Annotated in this window: 17 protein-coding genes; 5 read left to right on the top strand and 12 right to left on the bottom strand. The window is 70.0% G+C overall.

All coding sequences use genetic code 11. The features are described from left to right. Nucleotides 1-34: 34 nt before the first annotated feature. The 9 genes from AB3M83_RS07150 to AB3M83_RS07110 form a co-directional block, all read right to left on the bottom strand. Nucleotides 35-1,753, bottom strand: a complete 1,719-nt coding sequence (locus AB3M83_RS07150; RefSeq protein WP_412946432.1) for an ABC transporter ATP-binding protein — start codon at nt 1,751-1,753, stop codon at nt 35-37. After that, nucleotides 1,750-2,802 carry an ABC transporter permease gene (locus tag AB3M83_RS07145; RefSeq protein WP_412946429.1) on the bottom strand — a complete coding sequence of 351 codons (1,053 nt, stop codon included), beginning with the start codon at nt 2,800-2,802 and terminating at the stop codon, nt 1,750-1,752. The genes AB3M83_RS07150 and AB3M83_RS07145 overlap by 4 nt, the downstream gene beginning before the upstream one ends. Further along, a complete protein-coding gene (locus AB3M83_RS07140) occupies nt 2,799-4,319 on the bottom strand; it encodes an ABC transporter permease subunit (RefSeq protein WP_412946426.1) in 1,521 nt (506 codons plus the stop codon). The genes AB3M83_RS07145 and AB3M83_RS07140 overlap by 4 nt, the downstream gene beginning before the upstream one ends. 91 nt (nt 4,320-4,410) lie before the next feature. Then, nucleotides 4,411-6,150, bottom strand: a complete 1,740-nt coding sequence (locus AB3M83_RS07135; protein ID WP_412946424.1) for an ABC transporter substrate-binding protein — start codon at nt 6,148-6,150, stop codon at nt 4,411-4,413. 326 nt (nt 6,151-6,476) lie between these two features. Then, nucleotides 6,477-7,085: a hypothetical protein gene (locus AB3M83_RS07130; RefSeq protein ID WP_412946421.1), complete on the bottom strand. Its 609-nt coding sequence runs from the start codon at nt 7,083-7,085 to the stop codon at nt 6,477-6,479. Between the two features lie 4 nt (nt 7,086-7,089). Continuing rightward, nucleotides 7,090-8,811, bottom strand: a complete 1,722-nt coding sequence (locus tag AB3M83_RS07125; protein WP_412946419.1) for a dipeptide ABC transporter ATP-binding protein — start codon at nt 8,809-8,811, stop codon at nt 7,090-7,092. Then, nucleotides 8,808-9,758, bottom strand: a complete 951-nt coding sequence (locus AB3M83_RS07120) for an ABC transporter permease (protein WP_412946417.1) — start codon at nt 9,756-9,758, stop codon at nt 8,808-8,810. Before AB3M83_RS07120 ends, AB3M83_RS07125 begins: the two co-directional genes overlap by 4 nt. Beyond that, nucleotides 9,748-10,677 carry an ABC transporter permease gene (locus AB3M83_RS07115; protein ID WP_412946415.1) on the bottom strand — a complete coding sequence of 310 codons (930 nt, stop codon included), beginning with the start codon at nt 10,675-10,677 and terminating at the stop codon, nt 9,748-9,750. The genes AB3M83_RS07120 and AB3M83_RS07115 overlap by 11 nt, the downstream gene beginning before the upstream one ends. Before the next feature lie 112 nt (nt 10,678-10,789). Further along, nucleotides 10,790-12,406 carry a peptide ABC transporter substrate-binding protein gene (locus tag AB3M83_RS07110; RefSeq protein WP_412946413.1) on the bottom strand — a complete coding sequence of 539 codons (1,617 nt, stop codon included), beginning with the start codon at nt 12,404-12,406 and terminating at the stop codon, nt 10,790-10,792. Between the two features lie 362 nt (nt 12,407-12,768). Between AB3M83_RS07110 and AB3M83_RS07105 the strand changes: the two genes are divergently transcribed. The 3 genes from AB3M83_RS07105 to AB3M83_RS07095 are packed head-to-tail and all read left to right on the top strand — an operon-like array spanning nt 12,769 to nt 15,835. Further along, on the top strand, nt 12,769-13,926 hold the full coding sequence (locus tag AB3M83_RS07105; protein ID WP_412946411.1) for a M24 family metallopeptidase: 1,158 nt from the start codon (nt 12,769-12,771) through the stop codon (nt 13,924-13,926). A gap of 2 nt (nt 13,927-13,928) precedes the next feature. Continuing rightward, on the top strand, nt 13,929-15,290 hold the full coding sequence (locus tag AB3M83_RS07100) for a M20/M25/M40 family metallo-hydrolase (RefSeq protein WP_412946409.1): 1,362 nt from the start codon (nt 13,929-13,931) through the stop codon (nt 15,288-15,290). Further along, entirely contained in the window at nt 15,287-15,835 is a 549-nt protein-coding gene (locus AB3M83_RS07095) for an Lrp/AsnC family transcriptional regulator (RefSeq protein ID WP_412946406.1), read from the top strand. Before AB3M83_RS07100 ends, AB3M83_RS07095 begins: the two co-directional genes overlap by 4 nt. A 79-nt stretch (nt 15,836-15,914) precedes the next feature. Here the strand turns inward: AB3M83_RS07095 and AB3M83_RS07090 are convergent, their stop codons facing one another. Beyond that, nucleotides 15,915-17,600: an alpha-amylase family glycosyl hydrolase gene (locus AB3M83_RS07090; RefSeq protein WP_412946404.1), complete on the bottom strand. Its 1,686-nt coding sequence runs from the start codon at nt 17,598-17,600 to the stop codon at nt 15,915-15,917. Continuing rightward, complete coding sequence (locus tag AB3M83_RS07085) at nt 17,597-18,562, bottom strand: TIGR03885 family FMN-dependent LLM class oxidoreductase (protein ID WP_412946401.1); 966 nt, start codon at nt 18,560-18,562, stop codon at nt 17,597-17,599. The genes AB3M83_RS07090 and AB3M83_RS07085 overlap by 4 nt, the downstream gene beginning before the upstream one ends. Before the next feature lie 99 nt (nt 18,563-18,661). On the opposite strand from AB3M83_RS07085, the gene AB3M83_RS07080 reads away from it, so the two are divergent. Next, on the top strand, nt 18,662-19,459 hold the full coding sequence (locus AB3M83_RS07080; protein WP_412946398.1) for a CPBP family intramembrane glutamic endopeptidase: 798 nt from the start codon (nt 18,662-18,664) through the stop codon (nt 19,457-19,459). Between the two features lie 167 nt (nt 19,460-19,626). Continuing rightward, nucleotides 19,627-20,562: a hypothetical protein gene (locus tag AB3M83_RS07075; RefSeq protein WP_412946395.1), complete on the top strand. Its 936-nt coding sequence runs from the start codon at nt 19,627-19,629 to the stop codon at nt 20,560-20,562. 60 nt (nt 20,563-20,622) lie between these two features. On the opposite strand, the gene gcvP is transcribed toward AB3M83_RS07075, so the two are convergent. Continuing rightward, the gene (gcvP, locus tag AB3M83_RS07070) at nt 20,623-23,418 is read right to left on the bottom strand and encodes an aminomethyl-transferring glycine dehydrogenase (protein WP_412947841.1); all 2,796 of its coding nucleotides are present in this window, start codon (nt 23,416-23,418) and stop codon (nt 20,623-20,625) included. Between the last annotated feature and the right edge of the window lie 43 nt (nt 23,419-23,461).

Raw genomic sequence — 23,461 nt, 5'->3', positions numbered from 1 at the left:
CCCGCCCCGTCTGCTGTTCCGGGCGTCCCGCGGCTCAGCTCCCCGGCGCGCGCGGAACGCCGTCGACCTGGTCGAGGAGCGCCCTGCGCGCCAGGCGCCGCTCGCGCTGCTCCTGCGGATCGGGCACCGGCGAGGCTGCGAGCAGCCGCCGGGTGTACTCGTCCTGCGGGGCGTGGAGGACGACATCCGTCCGTCCCTGCTCGACGGCCCGCCCGTTCTGCATGACGAGGACCTGATCGGCCAGCAGGTCGACGACGGCCAGATCGTGGCTGACGAGCATGCAGGCGAAGTCGAGCTCGCGCTGCAGCTCGCGCAGCATCTCGAGCACGGCCGCCTGCACCGACACGTCGAGGGCGGAGGTCGGCTCGTCCGCGATGAGCAGCTCGGGCTTGAGCGCGAGCGCCCGCGCGATGGACACCCGCTGACGCTGCCCGCCGGACAGCTCGTGCGGATAGCGGTTGATCACATCCGTCGGCAGGCGCACGGCATCGAGCAGCTCACGCGCGCGCGCCAGGCGGGAGCTCTTGGTGCCCACCCGGTGCACGACCATCGGCTCGATGATGCAGTCGCCGATCGGGAAGCGCGGGTTCAGCGACGACGCCGGGTCCTGGAAGACCGCCCCGATGTGCAGGCGCGCATCCTTCGCCGCACGACCGCGGAGCTTCGCGAGATCGGCTCCGCGGACCTCGAGCGATCCGGAGGCGACCGGAAGCAGGCCCAGCACCGCCTTCGCGATCGTGGACTTGCCCGAACCGGACTCCCCCACCACTCCGAGGACCTCGCGCTTGGCGAGTGAGAAGGACACCCCTTCGACCGCGCGGAAGGCCTTGCCCCGCATGACGTACTCGAGGGTCAGGTCCTCCGCCACGAGGACGAGCTCGCGCTCGGGACGGGACCCGACGGCCACATCCTCGAGATGCGGCTCGAGCACGGCGGCCGGTGGCACCGACAGGCGCGGCACCGCGTCGAGCAGCTTTCGCGTGTATGGGTGCTGCGGCGCCAGCAGGACATCCGAGACGGGACCCTGCTCGACGATCTCGCCCCGGTACATGACGACGACTCGGTCGGCGAGGTCCGCCACGACGCCCATGTTGTGCGTGATGAGGAGGATGCCGGCGTTCAGGTCGTCCTTCAGCGAGCGGAGCAGATCCAGGATCTCCGCCTGGACGGTGACGTCGAGCGCGGTCGTCGGCTCGTCGGCGATGATCACCTTCGGGTCGAGGGCGATCGCCATCGCGATCACGATGCGCTGCCGCTGGCCGCCGGAGAACTGGTGCGGGTACTGCGAGATCCGCGTCTCGGGGTCGGGGATGCCGACGCGCCGGAGCAGGTCCACGCTTCGATCACGGGCATCCGACCCGTAGGCCACGTCGTGCAGCTCGAACACCTCGGTCAGCTGCCGCTCCACCGTCAGGACGGGGTTCAGGGCCGACATCGGCTCCTGGAAGATCATGGCGACCTCGGTGGCCCGCATGGAGCGCATCCGATCCGGCGCGAGCCCGACGACCTCGACGCCGCCGATCTGAGCCGACCCGGATATCAGGGCGTTGTCCGGGAGGAGTCCCATGGCCGCTGCCGAGCTGACCGACTTGCCCGACCCCGACTCCCCGACGATGGCGACGACCTCACCCGCCCGCAGCTCGAGGGTGACGCCCTTGACCGCCTCGACGAGCCCCGCCTCCACCGCGAAGTCGACCCGCAGGTCGTCGAGGCGGAGCGCCGTCGCGGTTCCGATGCTGTTCGTGTCGCTCACGAGACGCCCTTCTCCGCGCGCAGGCGGTCCAGCCGGCGCGCGCTCCACTTGCGGGTCTGGCGCGGGTCGAACGCGTCACGCAGGCCGTCCCCGAGGAAGTTCACCGCGAGGACGATCACCAGGATGATCATGCCCGGCCACCAGAACAGCCACGGCCGGTTGGTGAACGCGTTCTGGTACTGGCTGATGAGGAGGCCGAGCGACGTCTCCGGCGGCTGCACCCCGAACCCGAGGAAGCTCAGCGAGCTCTCGAGGAGGATCGCTCCACCGATCGCGAACGTCGCGTTGACCACGATGATGCCGATCGTGTTCGGCATCACGTGCTTGAAGATGATCCGGAACGAGCTCGCCCCGGTCGAGCGCGCGGCGGCCACGTACTCGCGCTCGCGGAGCGAGAGGACCTCGCCGCGCACCAGGCGGGCGAGGCCGGTCCACGACACCAGGCCGATCATGAGCGCGAGGGCGAAGATGCCGCCGCCGGCGTTGCCGGCGATCCGCCCGAGCACGGCGGCCAGGACGAGGAGCGGGATGACGATGAAGATGTCGGTGATCCGCATCAGCACGTTGTCGACCCAGCCGCGGTAGTAGCCCGCGACGGCGCCCATCACGGCGCCGATGGAGGTGGACACGATGCCGACGACGAACGCGATGATCAGCGAGCGCTGCATGCCCACCATGACCAGCGAGAAGTAGTCCTTGCCGGTGCTGTCCTGCCCGAAGGGGTGCTCCCCCCAGCGGATCCCCTCGCCGCCCAGCCAGGTCGGGATGAGGCTGAGCGTCGGGCGGCCGCCGTCGACGACGTTGCCCGCCGCGAGGTAGCTCTTGTCCCACCAGCCCGGGACGCCGGCGAACCCGATCGAGGTGAAGGCCACGAGCATCGTGAGGATCAGCACGACGGCCGAGATCATGGCGGCGCGGTGCCTCACGAATCGCCGCAGGACCAGCCGTCCCTGCGAGAGCGGCTTGGCGTCGTTCGCGGCGAGAGCCGCGTCCTCCGCTTCGGCGAGGTCGTAGATCGCGTCGGTGCGCGGGGTGGAGTCGTTGCTCATACTCGGATCCTCGGGTCGAGGTAGGCATAGGAGATGTCGGCGACGAGGTTGAACAGGACCGCCACACCGCCTGTCACCAGGAAGAAGGCCATGACGGGCGCCGGGTCGACCTGGTCGAGACCGACGGCGAACAGGTCGCCCATGCCCTTCCAGCCGAACACGCGCTCGGTGATCACGGCGCCGCCGATGAGGGCGGCGAAGTCGAACGCGGCGATGGTGGCGATCGGGATGAGGGCGTTCCGCAGCGCATGGCGGAAGATGACCGTCCGCTCGGGGGCGCCCTTCGCGCGCGCCGTGCGGATGTAGTCCTGACGGTTCACCTCGAGCATCGACGCACGGGTGTACCGGCTGTAGCTGGCGAGCGAGATGACGGTGAGGAGGAGGGTCGGCAGCAGCATCTGCGTGCCGTAGTCGAGGAAGGTCTCCCAGAAGCCCCCGGCGAAGTTGGGGGTCTGCGACCCGATCGTCGAGATCGGCCGGGGCTTGAGGTCGAGGAACGACGGCCACACCCGGAAGATGTTGTCGAGGACCGTCAGCCCGGCGCCGATGAGCCCGGTCGCCACCGACGCCACGATCGCCTGGGTGCGATACCGGTCGCTGAGGAACCGTCCGATCAGCCACGGCACGACGAAGGCGAGCAGCAGCCCGAGTGCGAGGATGCCCCAGTTCATGTAGTAGACGAACACGTTGACCAGGGCGAACTGCACGACGCTGACGACGCCCGCCGTGATAAGGGCGGGCAGCAGGACCTCGCGGTTGCGGAGGCCCACCGTCATCGCGGTCGCGCTGAGGGCGACCGCGAAGGTGAGGAGGGCGACCCCGACCATGCCGAGCTGCGGGTTCCGGAAGAGGTCGAGGGCGGCGAGGGTCGGCAGCGACACCGCGAAGAACACGGCGGTCACCACGAAGGTGATCAGACGCCGCCGGAGCGAACCGGCGAGGAGCACCTGCATGAGGAGGCCGAGGACGATCGCGATGATCGCGACCTGGATCGGGTCGAAGCCCGGCTCCTGCAGCCAGTTGTTGAAGCCGATCGCCAGGTACTCCTTCAACAGCACTGCGGCCCAGAACACGGGCAGGGAGAAGAAGAGGAAGGTGCCGAAGGTGACGCCGTAGTCGAGGCCGGAGTACTGCCGGATCGCGGTGAGGATGCCGACGGCGATGCCGATGATGAGGGCCAGGATGGTGGCCAGGAGGACGAGGCGCAGGGTGGAGGCCGCGGCCTGGCCGAGAAGGGTGCCGACGTCGACGCCGGTGCGGCTGGTGCCGAAGTCGCACTGGCCGATGAGGCAGCGGCTCACGCCGCCGAGCCAGGAGAGGTAGCGCTGCCACCAGGGCAGGTCGAGCTGCATGTACTCGGTGCGCTGCTGGATCAGCAGATCGCGGTTCTCGGCGTTGCTCTCACGGAGGTCCGCGAGCGGGTCCCCGGCGTTGATGACGAGCACGTACACGAGGACCGAGGCGCCGAGCATGACGCCCACGGCCTGTACGAGGCGCCGCAGGATGAACTTCAGCACAGGTGTGCTTCCCTTCGGGTAGGTCGCAGTCGAACGGAGACGCAGATGTGCGGGCCGGCGTCGGCCGACCCGCACATCGGATCACCGCTGATTACTCAGCACTGCTCCATGCGTACGCGTTCCACGAGATTCCGCTCTGCGTGGTCGTCCGCTCGACGCCCTCGATGTTCGAGCTCGCCGCGTCGACGCCCGGGTGGGCGAAGATCGGGATGCCGAACAGGTCGTTCCACAGCAGCTCCTCGATGACCTTGGTCTGCGCGAGGTGGACCTCCGGGTCGAGGCTGTCCTTCAGCGTTGCCCACGCGGCATCCACGTCCGCGTTCGAGTAGCCGCCGTAGTTCTGCGGCTTGTCCGTGCCGTAGATGTTCTCACCCGAGGCGATCTGGCCGGAGCCGGCCCAGGCGAACAGCGCGACCTCGTAGTCACCGCGCTCCTGCGTGCCGCCGGGGGCGAAGAAGTCCTCGTTGCCCGCGTCGACGATGTTGAATCCGGCCTGGTCGCAGGACGACTTGATCAGTGCGACCTCGTCGGCACGGCGGGGGTTCGGAGCCGAGTACCCGATGCGGACCTCGGCGCCCTCGGCGCCCTCGGCGGAGACGATGCTCGCGGCCTCTTCGATGTTCGGCTCGTCGTACTCGCCGTTGTAGGACGCCTCGATGACCTCCGGGTAGTTCTCCTGGAAGGGGAACACCTCGCGGGCGTTGAGCACCTCGGCCTCGGGGTCGATCGGCTTGATGAGGTTGTCGACGATCTGCTGACGGGGCACGCACATCGCGAACGCCTTGCGGAGCTCGAGGTTGTCGGCGAACAGGGAACCGTCGACGAAGTTGAAGTCGAGGTGCTCCCAGGTCAGGGTCGCGCCCGTGAGGACGTTGGCCGAGTCGCCGAGCTGCTCGAGCTGCGAGAGGGTGTCGACGGTCGGCTGCGGCGCGATGACGTTGAGGTCGCCGTTGTCGAGCGCCTGGACCATCGCGTCCTGCTCGACGAAGCGGAAGACGAGCTCAGCGTTCTGCGCGGCGTTGGCCTCGCCGTAGTACTCCTCGTTCGCGACGAGCGTCACCGACTGGCCGGCCTCCCACGTCGCGAGCTTGTACGGGCCGGACGAGGGCACGAGGGCCTCTTCCGGGAGCTCACCGGGGTTGGTGAGCCAGCCCGTGTTCCAGAACTCGGCTGCCGGAGCGAGCGCATCGCTGTCGCCGGAGCGGATCGCCTCGACGAGCTCGTCGGTCGACATGCCGGCCTGCTCGGCGACGATGTGCGCGGGGTCGACGAGCCACGACTGGATCGCCCAGTCGGGGTTCTTCACGGCGAACTCGACCGTGAACTCCTTCGCGTCGGCCTCGCCCTGCGGACCGTCGGGGACTTCCTGGCCGAGGTCCTGGGAGACGGAGTTGAACAGCGGGCCGTCGTCGCCGGCGAGCTCGGTGTTCTGGATGCCCCACGCCAGGACGGCGTCGGCGACGGTGATCGGGGTGCCGTCGGACCAGACGGCCTCCTCGTTGATCGTGTACTGGATGGTCAGCGGCTCCTCGGAGACGAGCTCGTACGAGCCGAGGTCGGTGTTCGGCACGACGGTGCCATCCGGCCCGAAGTACGTGAACCCGGTCTTGATCTGGTCGACGATCGCCGAGTTGTACGTGCTGTAGGTCTCAGGGGTGAAGCCGTTGTAGCTGATGAAGTCGTTGGGACCGACCGACAGCGCAATCGAGGCGGTTCCCGTGGGCTCGGCCGTCGGCTCGCCACCTCCGCCAGCGGGCGGCGCGCACGCCGTGAGTGCGAGGGCCGCGGCGCCGATGGCCGCACCCGCGAAAAGGGATCGTCGTGAACGCATTTCGTCTCCTACATCATCGTGGTGCAAGGGTGATCCGGGCCCGGACGTCGCCGCCGAAGGGCACGGATATCGAAACCATAGGTTTGGGGCGGTTCCGATCAAAACGGTTTGGGCCAAACGTTATCGACCTTTAACTCGACCCGGACGACCGAAGCAGCCCGACCCGACCGGAGACATCGACAATCGCCCGTCAACCGTTGGAGATACTCAACCTAACTCGCCGATCCACTCTGATTCGGCGGCGTGGAGATCTCTTCGTACGAACGTAACATTGCGTGACGAACCCGCAAAATGTCTGTGATGGGGTCGACGGACCGCCACTACGCTCACGCCACGGCGCGGCTGATGATCACGGCGCCCAATGCCCACACGACGATGCTCGTGAGGGAGACCAGACCCACGGCATCCCACGAGCGGGACGGCTCGCCGTGACCGGCACCGCTCTCCGCGGCCCTCTCCCAGCGCCCTCGAATGAGATCCAGGTCGCGCAGGGCGGCCGACTGTCGATGGTTCCCCTCCGGCTCGCCGCGCAGGGCGGGCCGGGGTGGGCGACCGACCATGGGCCCGCCGAAGGAACTGACGATGCGTCCGCTGCGGAGCGTGAAGCGCACCTGGTACCGGAGGTCGATGTCCGTGACCGTCTGCCACGGCAGCCGGACCACCCGGAGGAAGTTCTGAACGGTCGCCCCCTCGTCGTCCACGGCGATGTGGGAGGCGTAGGACGCCGCGTAGATGAGCCAGAGCACCAGAAACAGCCACGGCGCGATCAGGAGGATGTCGAGCCAGCCCGCGCGCAGGCCGGTGTCGACCAGCAGCAGGACGACCACGATGCCCGCGACGACGAGGGCGGCGACGCCCGACGGTGCGCGGAAGGCCGTCCGGTGCGCGGGACCGGGGCCGCCGGGGCGGCTCCCGGTCCCGCGCTCGCCCGTCACGCCGTCAGGACCCGAACTCGAACCCGGCACCGGGGATGGCGGCGAGCAGTTCGCGCGTGTACTCCTCGCGCGAGTTGTCGAACACCTCATCCGTCGACGCCGACTCGACGAGCTGACCGCGCCGCATGACCGACACGTTGTCGGCGACGAGCCGGACGACCGCGAGATCGTGGGTGATGAACAGATACGTCAGATCCAGCTCGGTCTGCAGTTCGGTGAGCAGATTGAGGATCTGCCCCTGCACCAGGACGTCGAGCGCCGACACGGCCTCGTCGAGGACGAGGACGTCGGGCTTGAGAGCCAGCGCGCGCGCGATCGCGACGCGCTGGCGCTGACCGCCCGAGAGCTCTGCGGGATACCTGTCGCGGACCGCGCTGGGCAGCGACACCTGGTCGAGGAGCTCGGTGACGCGGGCGGAGTGCTCCTTGGCCGTCCCGAACTTGTGCACGCGCATGGGCTCGGCGATGGTGTCGCCGACGCTGTACTGCGGGTCGAGCGTCCCGTACGGGTCCTGGAACACCGGCTGCACGCGACGGCGGAACGCGAGCTCCTCGGCGCGGCTGAGCGAACCGAGCTTCTTGCCGTCGAAGCGGATCTCGCCCGAGGTGAGCGACTCCAGCTGCAGGAAGAGCTTGGCGAGGGTCGACTTGCCGGACCCCGACTCCCCCACGATCGCCGTCGTCGTGCCCTTGGCGACCGTCAGGCTGACGTCGTCGACGGCGACGATCTCGCGCGAGGACAGCCCGCCGGTACGGATCTTGTACACGCGACGCGCATTGCGGATGTCGATGAAGTCGGCGTCCGCCTCGGCCTGCGCCTCCGCCTCCCGCTCCTCGGCTCGGGTCAGGAACGGATCCCGCACTTCGCCGAAGACCTCCGTCGCCTCGTGGTGGCGGACGGCCTGCATCCGACGCGACGCCAGGCTCGGGGCCGCCGAGACCAGCCGGCGCGTGTACGGGTGCTGCGGGTCGGCCAGGATGACCTGGGACGGTCCCGACTCGACGATCCGACCGCGGTACATCACCACGAGATGCTCGGCCCGCTCTGCGGCGAGACCGAGGTCGTGCGTGATGAACAGCACCGACGTGCCGAAATCCGTCGTGAGCGTGCCGAGGTGGTCAAGGATCTGACGCTGGACGGTGACGTCCAGCGCGGACGTCGGTTCGTCGGCGATCAGGAGCTTCGGCCGCGCAGACAGCCCGATGCCGATGAGGGCGCGCTGCCGCATCCCGCCCGAGAACTGATGCGGGTACTGGCGCATGCGATCGGCGGGGTCCGGCAGACCAGCCTCCGACAGCACGTCGACGGCACGCTCGCCGATGGCGGCGCGACCCGTCGCAGTCCTGTTGGCGCGGACCGCCTCGCGCACCTGGAACCCGACCGTCAGGACGGGGTTGAGGTTCGACATCGGGTCCTGCGGCACGTAGCCGATCTGCGAGCCGCGGACGCCCTGCAGCTCCCGGGCGCTGAGGGAAGCCAGGTCCTGACCCTCGAACATGATCGATCCCTGCGTGATCCGACCGGCGCCGGGAAGCAGACGGATGATCGCCTGCGCCGTGGTCGACTTGCCGGAACCGGACTCGCCCACGATCGCCACGGACTGACGCGGATAGATCGTGAGGTCGACACCGCGAACCGCGGGGACGAGACCCGCCTTGGTCTGGAACCCCACGTGCAGGTCGCGGATGTCGAGCAGCGGCGTCGAATCGGAAGTGTGATCCGTCATCGGCGGGCACGCTCCTTCGGGTCGAGGGCGTCTCGCACGACGTCGCCCAGCATCAGGAACGACAGCACGGTGATCGAGAGAGCCAAGGAGGGATAGATGAGGACCATGGGGCTCGTGGTCAGCGACGGACGGGCCTGATCGATGTCGTTGCCCCAGCTCATCACGGACGGCGGCAGACCGACGCCGAGGAAGGAGAGCGTGGCCTCGGCGACGATGAACGTGCCGAGCGAGACCGTGGCCACCGCGATCACCGGCGCGATCGCGTTGGGGAGGACGTGGCGCAGCAGGACGCGGAATCGGGACACACCGAGCGCTCGTGACGCGACGACGTAGTCCGCCTGCTTGGCCGAGAGCACGGCGCCGCGCATGATGCGGGCGATCTGGGGCCAAGCGAACAGGGCGATGACCATCGCGACCACCAGCGGGGTCCGCTCGGGGAGGACCGACATGAAGACGATCGCGCCGAGAACGGTCGGGATCGCGAAGAAGATGTCGGCGACGCGGGAGAGGACCGCGTCGAGGAAGCCGCCGTAGAAGCCCGCGAGCGCGCCGACGGTCGAGCCGAAGACGGTCACGAGCGCGGTCGCGAGGAAGCCCACGAGGATCGACGCCTGCGCGCCGTGGATCACACGGGCGTAGATGTCGCAGCCCTGACGGGTGAATCCGAACGGATGACCGGCCGCAGGGCCGGCGTTCGAGTTCGCCAGCTGGCAGTTCGCGGTCGGCGAGACCTGCGTGAACAGGCCCGGCGCAACGGCGACGATCACGATGAGGAGGATGAGGATCGACGACACCCAGAACAGCGGGCGTTTGCGCATCGACTGCCAGGCGTCGTTCCAGACGGTCCGGGGCTTGTCGGAGACGGAGACCGCATCGATCGCCTGGAGCGGCGCCTCCTCCTCGGGGGCGACGAAGTGCCGCTGAGTGAGACGGGGGTTACTTGGCATAGCGGATCCTCGGGTCGAGCCAGGCGTACAGGAGATCGACGAGCAGGTTCGCGAACATGATGATGATGACCATGATCGCGACGAACGACACGACGGTCGGGCCCTCGCCGATGGTGATGGCGCGGTAGATCGTCCCGCCCACACCGTTGATGTTGAAGATGCTCTCGGTGACGATGGCGCCCACCATGAGACCGCCGAGGTCGACGCCCAGGAAGGTGACGACCGGGACCAGGGAGTTGCGCAGCACGTGCACCGTGACGACGCGGGGGCGGGACAGGCCCTTCGCCGTGGCGGTGCGCACGAAGTCGGCCGAGAGGTTCTCGGAGACGGAGGACCGGGTCAGCCGGACGATGTACGCGAACGAGACGCTCGCGATGACGATCGCGGGGAGGATGAGCTCGCTCCACGGGGCACCTGCGCTGACGGTGACGCGCGCCCAGCCCAGCTGGATGCCGACGACGTACTGCAGCACGAAGCCGATGACGAAGGTGGGGACGGAGATCAGCAGGAGGCTGACGACCAGGGCGCTCGCGTCGAAGAGCTTGCCCTTGCGGAGACCGGCGACGAGACCGACCAGGATGCCGAAGAACGCCTCGATGGCGAGAGCAAGGAGGGCCAGTCGGGCCGTGATGGGGAAGGCGGATGCCATGACGTCGGCCACGGGACGGCCGGAGAACGTGGTCCCCCAGTTCCCCTGGAAGAGGTCGCCGATGTACAGGAGGTACTGCACGATGAACGGCTTGTCGAGGTTGTACTGCGCGCGGACCGCTTCGATGGCTGCGGCCGACGGCTGACGGTCTCCGTAGAGGGCGGCGATGGGATCACCGGGAAGCAGGAAGACCAGGGCGTAAATGAGGAAGGTCGCCCCGAAGAAGACGGGGATCAGCTGGAGCAGCCGTCGACCGATGAACCAGAGCATCGACGAAGAGAGTCCTAAATGAGCGAGACGGGTGGGGAGGTGCCGGTCAGCACGGTGTCCGGGGCGCAGCAGCGCCCCGGACACCATACTTCACGTTGACCGAGAGCCGGATTCAGCCCTTGGTGACGAGGTGGTAGAGCGGCACCGAGTCCCAGCCGAACTCGACGTTGTCGACACCCTCGCCCCAGACGCCCACGGCGTTGGCGTACCAGAGCGGGACGCTCGGGAGGTCCTGCAGCAGCATGACCTGAGCCTCCTCGTACAGCACGGCCGCCTCCTCGGGAGACGCCGCCGCGGCGGCCTCATCGAGCTTCGCGTCGAACTCGGGGTTGGTGTACCCCTCGTAGTTCGAGCTCGCGCCGGTGCGGTACTGCGCCGAGAGGAAGTTGCCCTGCGACGGGTAGTCGGCCTGCCAGCCGGCGCGGGTGGCGCCTTCCAGCGTGCCCGAGGTCCGCAGATCGAGGGCTGCGGCGAAGGTCGGGAACGGCTGACCCTCCGCGTCGATGCCGAGCGTGTTGGTGACGCTGTTGATGACCGCGTCGACCCAGGCCTGGTGGCCGCCGTCCGCGTTGTACGCCAGCCGGAACGTGCCGTCGTAGGGAGCGATCTCCTCCGCCTCGGCCCACTTCGCCTGGGCGCCTTCGGGGTCGTAGGAGAGGACCTCGGAACCCTCGAGCGCGTCGGACCAGCCCTCGACGACCGGCGACGTGAAGTCGGTCGCCGGGGTGCGGGTGCCCTCGAAGATGGTGTCGGTGATCTCCTCGCGGTTGATCGCCATGGAGATCGCCTCGCGGCGGAGCTTACCCTCTTCGTCCTGACCGAAGTGGTCGAGGTAGAAGGGGATGTTGAAGCCCTGGTAGATGGCCGCCGGCTGGTTCACCGAGCGCTCCGGGAAGTCATTCTCGTAGGTCGCGAACGCGGTGTCCGGCACCGTGTCGAGGACGTCGAGGTTGCCACCCTGCGCGTCGGCGTAGGCCGACTCGAGCGACGTGTAGAAGACGATGTCGAGGCCGCCGTTGGCCACCTCGCGGACGCCTTCGTAGTCCGGGTTGACGACGAGCGAGATGCCCTCGTCGTGCCGCCAGGCACCCTCGCCGTCGAGCATGTAGGGACCGTTGCCGATCGGGTTCTCGCCGAAGGCCTCCATGTCCTCGAACGCGACGGACGGCAGCGGCATGTACGCCGTGTAGCCGAGACGCAGCGGGAAGTCGGCGTCGGGTGCCTTCAGGGTGACCGTGAAGGTCATCTCGTCGGTGACCTCGAGGCCGGTGGGCTCGGTGCTGCCGTCGTCGGTCGCACCCTCGATCGTGTAGAACCAGTAGGCGCCGTTGGGGTCCTGCGCGCCGGCGGTCCAGGTGTCGACGAAGGTCTGCGCTGTGATCGCCTCACCGTTGGTGAACGTCCAGCCGTCGGCGACGGTGATCGTCCACGTGGTGTTGTCGTCGCTCTCGATCGACTTGGCGACCTCGTTCTGGATCGCTCCGTCGGCGGCGTAGCTGACGAGACCGGCATAGATGGACGTCAGGATCTTGCCGCCGCCGACCTCGGTGGTGCCGTAGGTGATGAGCGGGTTCTGCGGCTCGTTGCCGTTCGTGGTGATGACGGCGGAGCTGTCGGCCTCGCCGCTCTCTGCCGGTGCCTCACCGGACTGCGATGCGCAGCCGGCCAGGGTGAGCGTGACTGCGGACGCGAGCGCGAGTGCGCCGAGCCCCCAACGTCGTCTCGACATGGTTCCTCCTGATTACGGGTACGTGGCGAACGGCCTTCCGGATCGAACCGCAAGGCGAATGCACACAAGTTGGCCCCCCGACGATAAGCCGACGTCGGGACCGCGCACGCACCGGTGGCCAAAACGTTACAAGTCGGCAACATACCGCCCGCGCGCTTGAGCCGTCTGCGAACTGCGCCGCCGTTCCACTGAGCAGGATCGCGTCGACCCGACGCAGCGCGCACCGTGATAGGCGGCGAATGCCCCTGCGAAAGCGAAGTTCTTCGCGCGGTTGACTTCGTATTCAGGCGCCCCGACCGCCGCGAAGTGAGTCTTTGTAAGGCCGGTGATACGCTGGCGCCGACACCGCCGAAAGGAAAACCATGAGCGACGCCGTCATGATCTTCGCAAGCACCGAGGCCGCCGACATGCGGCACGTCATCCCGCACGAGGTGCACGATCCGTTCCTCTATGTCGAGCTCGACGGACGCGCCTACACGGCCATCAAGTCCCTCGAGGCGGCGCGCATGCGTGAGGTCCCGGGCATGACCGTGTTCCCGCTGGATGAGCTCGGCTTCGACGACCTCCGCGCATCCGGTCAGGATCCCGACACGGCCGAGCTGAACACGCTCGTGGAACTCTGCCGCCGCCTCGGAGTGTCGCGGGGACTCGTGCCGCCGACCTTCCCACTGGAGGTCGCCGACCACCTGCGGGGCGCCGGCGTGGACCTGCAGGTCGACCGCCCGCTCTTCGTCCAGCGCCGCCGCGTCAAGACGCCGCACGAGCTGGCGGGCATCCGGCGTGCACAGGTGGCGGCCGAGGCCGGGGTCTCCCTGGTGGCGGATGCGATGTCGCGCGCGGAGGTCGCGGAGGACGGGGGGCTCGTCCTCGATGGCCGTCCCCTCACCTGCGAGGATCTCAAGGACGGCATCCGTGCCGCGTTCCTGCGCAACGGGTGCGAGGACGCCGGCATGATCGTCGCGCACGGAGCGCAGACGTGCATCGGGCATCACGCCGGCTCCGGTCAGATCTTCGCCGAGGAGCCCGTCACCGTCGACATCTGCCCACGGGACATCACCTCGGGCGGCAACTCCGACATGACCCGGACATTCGTGAAGGGCGAGATCGACGATGAACTCGCCTTCTACTACCGCATCGTCAGGGAGTCGTTCGACAAGACCCTCGCCGCGATCCGCCCGGGGCTCCCCGTGGCCGAGCTGCACCGGATCTCGTGCGAGCCGATCGAAGCGGCCGGCCAGCCGACGCAGCTCACGAAGAAGCCCGGCGAGGTCCTCGACGAAGGCTACTTCCACAGCCTCGGCCACGGTGTCGGCCTCGAAGTGCACGAGCCGCCGAGCCTCAACCAGAACGACGCGGTGCTCGTCGCCGGCGACGTGATCGCGATCGAGCCGGGCTGCTACCGTCAGGGCTTCGGCGGTGTCCGGCTGGAGGACATCGTCCTCGTGACGGAGGACGGGTACGAGCTCATCTCGGACTACCCGTACGAGCTCACTCCCGTCTCCCTCCCCCGCGGGAAGTGACCATGACGCGTGATGCGCGCATCGACCGGGATGCGGACGAGATCGTCGCGCAGTGGCAGGACCTCTGCCGCATCCCCACGGTCGCCGGTGACCTCGCCGCGATAGGCAGGGCCGCCGACTGGATCGAGGAGAAGCTGACTCCCCTGGTGGACTCGGTCGAGCGGTACGAGATCCCGGGCTACGGACCCGTCGTCGTGGGCTTCCGAGCCGGCCGCAGTCCGCGAACGCTCCTTCTCTACAATCACTACGACGTGCAGCCCGAGGGCGATCACGCGCGATGGACCTCCCCTCCCTACGACGCCGAGATCCGGGACGGCGCGATGTTCGCCCGGGGTGCCTGCGACGACAAGGCCGACGTCGCCGGCCGGCTCACCTCGCTCCGCCTGTGGATCGAGGAGCACGACGGCGACATCCCGTTCTCCGTCGTGTACCTCGCCGACCCGTGCGAGGAGATCGGCAGTCCCGGGCTCGCCGAGGTCCTGGCCGAGCACGCCGAACGACTCGCCGCGGACGCGTGCCTCTGGGAGAGCTACCTCCGGGAAGAGGACGGCCGGCCGGCCATCGGGTTCGGATGCCGGGGCTCGCTCGAGGTGGAGCTCTCGCTGACCCTGCTGGGCGCGGCGCAGCATCCGTCGTACTCCTCGATCCTCCGCTCCGCGCCGCTCGAGATGATGACGGCCGTCACGTCGATGCGGACCCCCGACGGCCGCGTGGCGGTTCCGGGCTTCGGTGACCAGGCCATCCGAGCGGACGACGCCGCTCGCGCCCGGACGGCCCAGGTGACGGTGCCCGCGGAATCGATCTCGGTCCCCGGAGTCAGCCCGCACCTGCCGATCCCCGCCGTCGACCTGTCGACGCGGTTCATCTACGAGCCGTCGATGAGTCTGGCCGGCTTCGACCTCGATCCCGGGGTGCGGCAGAGCATCCCGCCGTCGTGCTCCGCACGCGTCCGGTTCGGCCTGGTCCCGGGCATCGAGCCGCTCGCCGCGTTCGACGCCGTCACAGCCCACCTCGCTGCGGTCAATCCCGACATCACGGTCTCGCTCGTCCGCGCGATGGCGCCGGCCTACTCGCCGGTGGAATCGACGTTCGGCGAAGCCGTGGTGCGCGCGGCACGCACCTCGTTCCAGGCGGAGCCGGTCGTCTACGACGTCATGACCGGAGCCGGGCCCGGCGCTCTCTTCCTCGAGCACCTCGGCGCTCCGATCATCTCGCCGACCGGCACCCTGCGGCCGGCGGGGAACATGCACGGGTACGACGAGCACGGATACCTCGAGGACTACCTCGACCACGTCGACTTCTCGCTCAACGTCCTGCGAGAACTCGACTGTGGCGGGTTCGGCGAGAAGGCGGCACAGTCGTGACCGGCGCGACGGAGGACTCCATCCGGGCCCTGCTGGAGCCCGACCGCGAGCCGCTCGACCTCGACGATGTCGATCGCCGCATCCTCCACCGCCTCCACGAGGACGCACGCGCGTCGCTGCGGAGCATCGCCGCCGACGTCGAGATGTCAGCGCCGGCCGTGGCCGAGCGGATCAGCCGCCTCGAACGCGGTCACGTGATCCGGCGACACACGGTCGAGCTCGACTGGGCGGCGCTGGGGTACCCGATGCTCGTGGTCGTGCCGATCCGACTCGCGACGACGACGGATGCCGGCGCCGTCCTGAGCCGCCTCCGCGAGATCCCCGCCCTCACCGAGGTGCTCGTCCTGGCCGCCGGGTACGACCTCATGGCGCGATTCCGCGTCCGCGACCACGCGGACCTGCAGCGGCTGCTCATCGAACGGATCTGGCCGATCCCCGGCATCGAGCACACCGAGACCATGCTTTCGATCGGCCGCCTGGCCGACCCGGCCCCGCTGCGGCACGTGCTGCCGACGGAAACGCCGCTCAAACGGCGTCGCGGCTGAGCGCGGCGTCGCGAGACGGCTCGGTGCGCCCGACACGGCGGCCCGTCTCGGGCGCGAGGTGCCTTCTCGCGAGCCGGCGTCAGCGGCGACGGATCCGCGCGTCGGCGCGGTCCAGCCGGAACCAGTGCCACCCGTAGGGTCCGAGGTCGATGTCCAGGACGCCGTCGGTCCGGATCGTCGTGCGATCGAAGCGGTCGGTCAGGGTGACCGACTCGCCGTCCGCGTCGACCTGCAGCGTGGCCGTCTGCGGCTCGGCGCTGAGGTTGTGCAGGGCGAGCATCGCCCAGTCGCCGTGCCGCGCGAGGTGGGCGAGCACCGCGTGCTGACGCAGGGGCAGGACCTCGAGCGTCGACCAGGCCAGCGAGGGCTCGGCGCGGAACGCCGTGGACAGCCGCCGGATGTGATGCCAGAGCGACGTCTCATCCTCCCGCTGCACCGCGACGTTCACCCGCGCCGGCGCGTAGTCGCCGCTCGGCATCGGCCGCGGGAACCGGCGAGGCGGCGCCGTGGAGAAGCCGCCCCCGGCATCCGCGGTCCACTGCATGGGGGTGCGGACGGCGTACCGCCCCGCGACGTCGAGCTGCTCCCCCATCCCGATCTCCTCGCCGTAGAACAGCACCGGGACCCCGGGCAGCGAGAACATCAGGGCGTAGACCATCCGCACGGCGCGGTCGTCGCCCAGCATGGTCGGCAGGCGCCGACGGATGCCGCGCCCATACAGCCGCATCCCCTCCTCCGGCGCGAACGCGTCGAACACCTCGGCGCGCTCGTCGTCGGACAGCTTGTCGAGGGTGAGCTCGTCGTGGTTGCGGACGAAGCTCGCCCACTGGCTGCCGTCGGGGAGCTCGGGGCGCTCGCGCAGCGCCTGTGCGACCGGGCGGGCGTCGGCACGGGCGAGCGAGAGGTACAGCCGCTGCATCGTGACGAAGTCGAACTGCAGGTGGAGCCCGGACGAGTCGCCCTCGGCTTCGAACCACTCCAGCTGCTCCTGATGCGTGAGGTTCACCTCGCCGAGCAGGACGGCGTCGCCCGCGCGCATCGCGACGAACCGCTGGATGGCTCGCAGGTGCGCGTGCGCGTCGTAGGCCGGTCCCGTGCCGGCGGCGGTCTCGTGGCGGGCCGCGGTGCTGAACAGGAACGGCACGGCGTCGATCCGGAACCCCGAGACGCCGAGCTCGAGCCAGAGGCCCAGGTTGCGCTCGATCTGCTGCTGCAGCTCGGGATGCGCGATGTTCAGATCCGGCTGGTGCGCGCGGAAGTGATGCAGGTAGAACTGGCCCGTCTTGTCGTGGCGGGTCCAGGTCGACTCCTCCTCGCCCGGGAACACGGGCGGGTCGGGGTTCTCCGGCGGCTGGTCCCGCCAGACGTACCAGTCCCGCTTGGGGTCCGTCGTCGACGAGCTCGCGGCCACGAACCAGGGGTGCGCCGACGAGGTGTGATTCATGACGAAGTCGAGGATGACCCGCATGCCGTGCGCGCGCGCCACCCGGATGACCTCCACGAGGTCGCCGAGCGTCCCGAACCGCGGGTCGACCGCGAAGAAGTCGGTGATGTCGTAGCCGTCGTCGCGATCCGCCGTCGGGAACAGCGGCATGAGCCACAGGCACGTCACGCCGAGGTCCGCGAGGTCATGGATGCGCGTCGCGAGCCCCTGCAGGTCGCCCGTGCCGTCGCCGTCCGAGTCCTGGAACACCTGCACGTCGAGGCAGTAGTACACCGCCGTCCGCCACCACCGGTCGGCGGCCTCGATCGGGCGGGGACTCACGATGCACCCTTCAGCTGCGGGAGGACGTGCTCACCGAACGCGTCGATGAACGGATGCTGCTCGGTGCCGACCTGATGCAGGTAGAGCTCGTCGAGGCCCGCTGCCGTCAGCTCGGCGATCCGCTCGGCGTGGCGCCCGAGGTCGCTGGAGATCCAGACCGCCGCCCGCAGCTGCTCCTCCGTCGCGTCGGCGGTGCGGCGCTCGAAATCCTCCGGCTGCTCGATGTCCCACACCTCCGGCGCGGGCACGAGATTGCTCTGCCAGTGGTCGCGGGCGATGGTCAGCGCGTCGTCCTCCCGCGGGGCCCAGACGAGGTGCAGCTGGCCGCAGACGGGGCCGCGGCCGCCGGCATCCCGATATCGCGTCACGATCTCGCGGAGGGCGACCGGGTCGGATGCCACCGTGATCAGGCCGTCCGCCCATGCCGCATGCCGCTCCGCCGATTCGGCGGTCACCGCCGCGGCGAGCAGCGGCGGTCGCTGCGCCGGGCGCGACCAGACGCGGGCGCGGTGCACGCGGACCTCGCCCTCGTGAGTCACCTCCTCCCCGTCGAGGAGACGCCGCATGACGTCGACCGTCTCGATGAGGCGGCGCTCCCGCGTCGGCTTGTCGGGCCAGGGGTCGCCCGTGACGTGCTCGTTCATCGCCTCGCCGGAGCCGAGCGCCGCCCAGAACCGCTCGGGGAACATCTCGCCCAGGGTGGCGATCTTCTGCGCGGCGACGGCGGGATGGTAGCGCTGACCCGGCGCCGTGACGACGCCGTAGCGCAGCGACGTCGTCGCCATCGCCGCCGCGAGCCACGACCACGCGTAGCCGCTGTTGCCCTGCCGGCGGCTCCAGGGCGCGAGGTGGTCGGAGCACATCGCGGCGTCGAAGCCGGCGCGCTCGGCGTGCTGGACCGCCGCGAGCAGGGCGCTCGGCGGCAGGTGCTCGTGCGACGAGTGGAATCCGATGACGGCCATGCCGACCACGCAACCCTGCCCGGGCGGGGCCGTCAAGGGCGGCGCCCGGTCTTGCCCGGGTGTCAGCCCTTTGCTATGCCGACCTGGCATCCTTCTCCCATGCCGTCGCCCACATCCGCCCGGGAATCGTCGAGCCGCGACCCGCGGAGATCGCGACTGTGGTGGGAGATCGGGATCGTCCTCGCCCTGTCGCTGGGACGGTCGGCGGTGTTCTCGGTGCTCGCCCTGCTCGAGGCGCTCACCCGCGCGCCGCTCGGCGACCAGCAGACGTCCCTCAACCCCGGCGCGGGCGCCACCGAGTTCTGGGACGTCACCGAGCAGGTCCTGTCGTACCTCTTCGGGCTCGCGCCCGTCGCGCTGGCCGTCTACCTGCTGTGGGAGCCCGCGCGCACCGGCTTCGCGAAGATCGGTCTCACCGTCGAGCGCTTCGGCCGGAACCTCGGCGGGGGGCTCCTGCTCGTCCTGGTCATCGGTGTGCCCGGGCTCGCGCTGTATGCCGCCGGGCGGGCGGTGGGGATCACGGTCCAGGTGGATGCCTCGCCGCTCGACTCGTCGTGGTGGACGATTCCCCTGCTGCTGCTCGCGGCGCTGCGCGCAGGACTGCTGGAGGAGGTCGTCATGGTGGGGTACCTCTTCGACCGGCTGCGGCTGCTCGGCTGGCGGACCGGGACGATCATCCTGTCCACCGCGGCCCTCCGGGGCGCGTACCACGCGTACCAGGGGTTCGGCCCGCTCGTCGGGAACGTCGCGATGGGCATCGTGTTCGGGTGGGTCTATGCGCGCTGGGGACGGGTGATGCCCCTCGTGATCGCGCACGTCGCGATCGATGTGATCGCCTTCGTCGGCTACCCGCTGGCCGCGGCGTGGTGGCCCGGCGTGTTCGCGCCCCCGGGCTGAGTCCCGGTGCCGCGAGACGGCACGGTGCGCCCGACGCGGCATCCCGTCACGGGCGCGGGATGCCGTCTCACTGACGAGGGCCTCCCCACAGCGCGCCCAGCGCCGGAATCCGTCCCCGGATCGGCTGACCGGACGCCGGGATCCGCCGGCCGCGTCGACCATCGGGCATGCACATCCCCGAGCTGCGCCCCAGTCCGCTCCCGCTCGTCGTCGCGTGCGACCGCAGTCCGGTCCCGCGGCCGCGCCGCGACGTGCGGCTGATCGCCGTCCGGCGCGGCATCCACGCCGACGCCGCCGAATGGGCCCGGCTGCAGCCGTGGGAACGCTATCTCGCCCGGGTGCACGCGCTCGCGCTCGCCCGGCCGCAGAGCGTCTTCGCGCGCGAGTCGGCCGCGGCGCTCCTCGGCCTCCCGGTGTTCGGCGAGCCGCGCCGCATCCACCTCCATGACCCCGAGGGGACCGTGTCGACCACCTTCGGCGACGTGGTCGTGCACACCAGCCGGGACGAGCGGGGCGTCCTCGAGGCGTCGGGCCTGCGCCTGCTCTCCGCCGAGGACACGATCGTCGACCTGGCCCGCTCGCTCCCGCCCGCCTTCGGCCTGGCGGTGACGGATGCCGCGGTGGCACGATCGGCATCCGTCACGGATCTGGTCCACCGCAACGACGGCAGGGTCGACCGGCGCGGACGCCGGCGGGCGGCATGGGTGCTCGCACGCACGGACGGGCGGGCGGAGTCCGTCGGGGAGTCGGTCAGCAGAGCCGTGATCGAGTGGCTCGGGTTCGCCGCCCCGGTGCTCCAGCACGAGTTCGCCGCGGAGGGATTCCGGGACCGGACCGACTTCTGGTGGCCGGAGGTCCGGGTGGTCGGGGAATCGGATGGATGGGGCAAGTACGGGCTCGGCGACGCCGCCGCATCCCGCCTCGCGCTGGCGACCGAGAAACGGCGCGAAGACCGGCTGCGCCGGCAGGTGCGCGGCTTCGCGCGATGGGAGTGGCGGGACGCGATGCGGGCCGAGCCGCTCGGCAGCATCCTCCGCGCGGCGGGCGTCCCGGTGGTCCGCCGCCCCGACCATGCGATGCTCGCGACGCTGCGCCGCGCGTGAGACGGCACGCTGCGCCCGGAACGGGAGACCGTCCGGAGCGCAGCGTGCCGTCTCAGCGGGTCAGGCGAACGCCTCCACCGGAGGGCACGCGCACACCAGGTTCCGGTCGCCGTAGGCGTTGTCGATGCGACGGACCGGCGGCCAGTACTTCGCCCGAACCAGGCTGTGCACGGGATAGACGGCGACCTCCCGCGGGTACGGGTGCGCCCACTCACCGGTGATGACCGACTCCGCGGAGTGCGGCGCGTTCACGAGCGGGTTGTCGGCCGCCGGCCACTCCCCCGCCGCGACCGCGTCCGCTTCGGCGCGGATCGCGATCATCGCCTCGACGAACCGGTCGAGCTCGGCCAGATCCTCGGACTCGGTCGGCTCGACCATGAGCGTGCCCGCCACCGGGAACGACATCGTCGGGGCGTGGAACCCGTAGTCGATCAGGCGCTTCGCCACATCGTCGACGGTGACCCCGGTCGCCTCCTTCAGCGGGCGCAGATCGAGGATGCACTCGTGCGCGACGAGCCCGCCTTCGCCCGCGTACAGCACCGGGTAGTGCTCCTGCAGCCGTCGCGCGACGTAGTTCGCCGCCAGCACCGCCGCACCGGTCGCCTGGCGGAGACCGTCCGCTCCCATCATCCGGACGTAGGCCCACGAGATGGGGAGGATGGATGCCGATCCGTACGGAGCCGCCGACACCGGCCCGCCGTCGAACACGAAGCCGCCGGCGTGCTCGGCACGCTGCGCCATCGGGTGCGAGGGCAGGAACGGCGCGAGGTGCGCCTTCGCCGCGACCGGCCCGACGCCGGGGCCGCCGCCGCCGTGCGGGATCGCGAACGTCTTGTGCAGGTTCAGATGCGAGACGTCGCCGCCCAGGTCGCCGAACCGCGCGAAGCCGAGGAGGGCGTTGAGGTTCGCGCCGTCGACGTACACCTGCCCGCCCGCCTCGTGCACGGCCGCCGTGATGTCGACGACGTCCTGCTCGTAGACGCCGTGCGTCGACGGGTAGGTGATCATGAGCGCCGCCAGTGCGTCGGCGTGCGCGGCGACCTTCGCCCGCAGGTCGTCGAGGTCGACGTTGCCGGCCTCGTCGCAGGCCACGACGACCACCCGCATGCCGGCGAGGACGGCGGATGCCGCGTTGGTCCCGTGCGCGGACGACGGGATCAGGCACACGTCCCGCTGGCGGTCGCCGCGGGAGTGGTGGTACCCCCGGATCGCCAACAGGCCGGCCAGCTCGCCCTGCGACCCGGCGTTCGGCTGGAGCGACACGGCGTCGTAGCCGGTGACGTCGGCCAGCCAGCTCTCGAGCTGGTCGATCATCACGAGGTAGCCGCCCACGTCCTCGAGGGGGGCGAACGGATGCACGCGCGCGAACTCGGGCCACGACACCGCCGCCATCTCGGTCGCCGCGTTCAGCTTCATGGTGCACGAGCCGAGCGGGATCATGCCGCGGTCGAGCGCATAGTCGCGGTCCGAGAGCTGCTTGAGGTAGCGCATCATCGCCGTCTCGGAGCGGTGCGTGTTGAACACCGGGTGGGTCAGGTACTCGTCCGTGCGACGGAGCGCCTCGGGCAGGTGGGCGTTCCGGTCGCGGAGCGACACGAAGACGCGCGCCGCCTCGACGCCGAAGGCGGCGGCCACGGCGTGGAGGCCGGCCACGGTCGTGGTCTCGTCGACCGAGACGCCCACGGAGTCGCTGTCGCGGAACCAGAGCTGGTAGCCCCGTTCGCGCGCCGCTGCCACGACCTGCTCGGCACGCCCGGGGGTCGCGACGACGAGCGTGTCGAAGAACGCGTCGTGCAGCACGGCGGATCCGGTCTCGACGAGCCAGTCCCGCAGCAGCGCCGTCTTCGCGGTGACCTCCGCGGCGATCGAGCGCAGTCCCTCGGGGCCGTGGTACACGGCGTACATCGACGCCATGACGGCGAGGAGGACCTGCGCCGTGCAGATGTTGCTGGTCGCCTTCTCCCGGCGGATGTGCTGTTCGCGCGTCTGCAGCGAGAGCCGGTAGGCGGGGTGGCCCGCGGTATCCATGGACACGCCCACGAGGCGTCCCGGCAGCTGCCGCTCGAGGCCGGACCGCACCGCCATGTAGCCCGCGTGCGGGCCGCCGAATCCCATCGGCACGCCGAATCGCTGCGTCGTGCCGACGGCGACATCAGCGCCCATCGAGCCCGGCGAGCGCAGCAGGGTGAGGGCGAGCAGGTCGGCCGCCACGACCACGAGGCCGCCGGCGTCGTGAACCGACGCGATCACCTCACTCGGGTCCCACACCCGTCCCGTGGCGCCCGGGTACTGCACGAAGGCCCCGAAGACGTCGGAGGTCTCCCCCCCGTCGAAAGCCGTCTCGCGCACCTCGATGCCGAGCGCGGCGGCGCGATGGTGCAGCAGCGCCCTGGTCTGCGGCAGCGCGTCGGCGTCCACGAGGAAGACGTTCGACCGGCTCTTGGAGGCACGGCGGGCGACGAGCATGCCTTCGACGACGGCGGTGGACTCGTCGAGCATCGACGCGTTCGCCGTCGCCAGTCCGGTGAGGTCGGTGACCATCGTCTGGAAGTTGATGAGCGCCTCGAGCCGGCCCTGCGAGATCTCGGGCTGGTACGGCGTGTACGCGGTGTACCAGGAGGGGTTCTCGAACACGTTCCGCTGGATGACCGACGGCGTGAGGGTGTCGTAGTACCCGAGCCCGATCATCGGCCGCGCCGTGCGGTTCTGGGCGGCGAGGTCGCGGAGCTCGGCGAGCGCCTCGGCCTCGGATGCCGCGGGCGGGATCACCCCGTCACGCGGGCCGGCGTGGATGGCGTCGGGGACGGCCCGCTCGACGAGCGCGTCGAGGCTGTCGTGTCCCAGCAGGCGGAGCATCCGCTCCTGCGCCGCGGAGTCGGTCCCGATGTGACGGTCGCGG

This window comes from Microbacterium pasadenense, assembly GCF_047246565.1.
GTDB lineage: Bacteria > Actinomycetota > Actinomycetes > Actinomycetales > Microbacteriaceae > Microbacterium.
The sequence above is the reverse complement of the archived record's forward strand: the minus strand, read 5'-3'. Positions and strand labels throughout refer to the sequence as shown.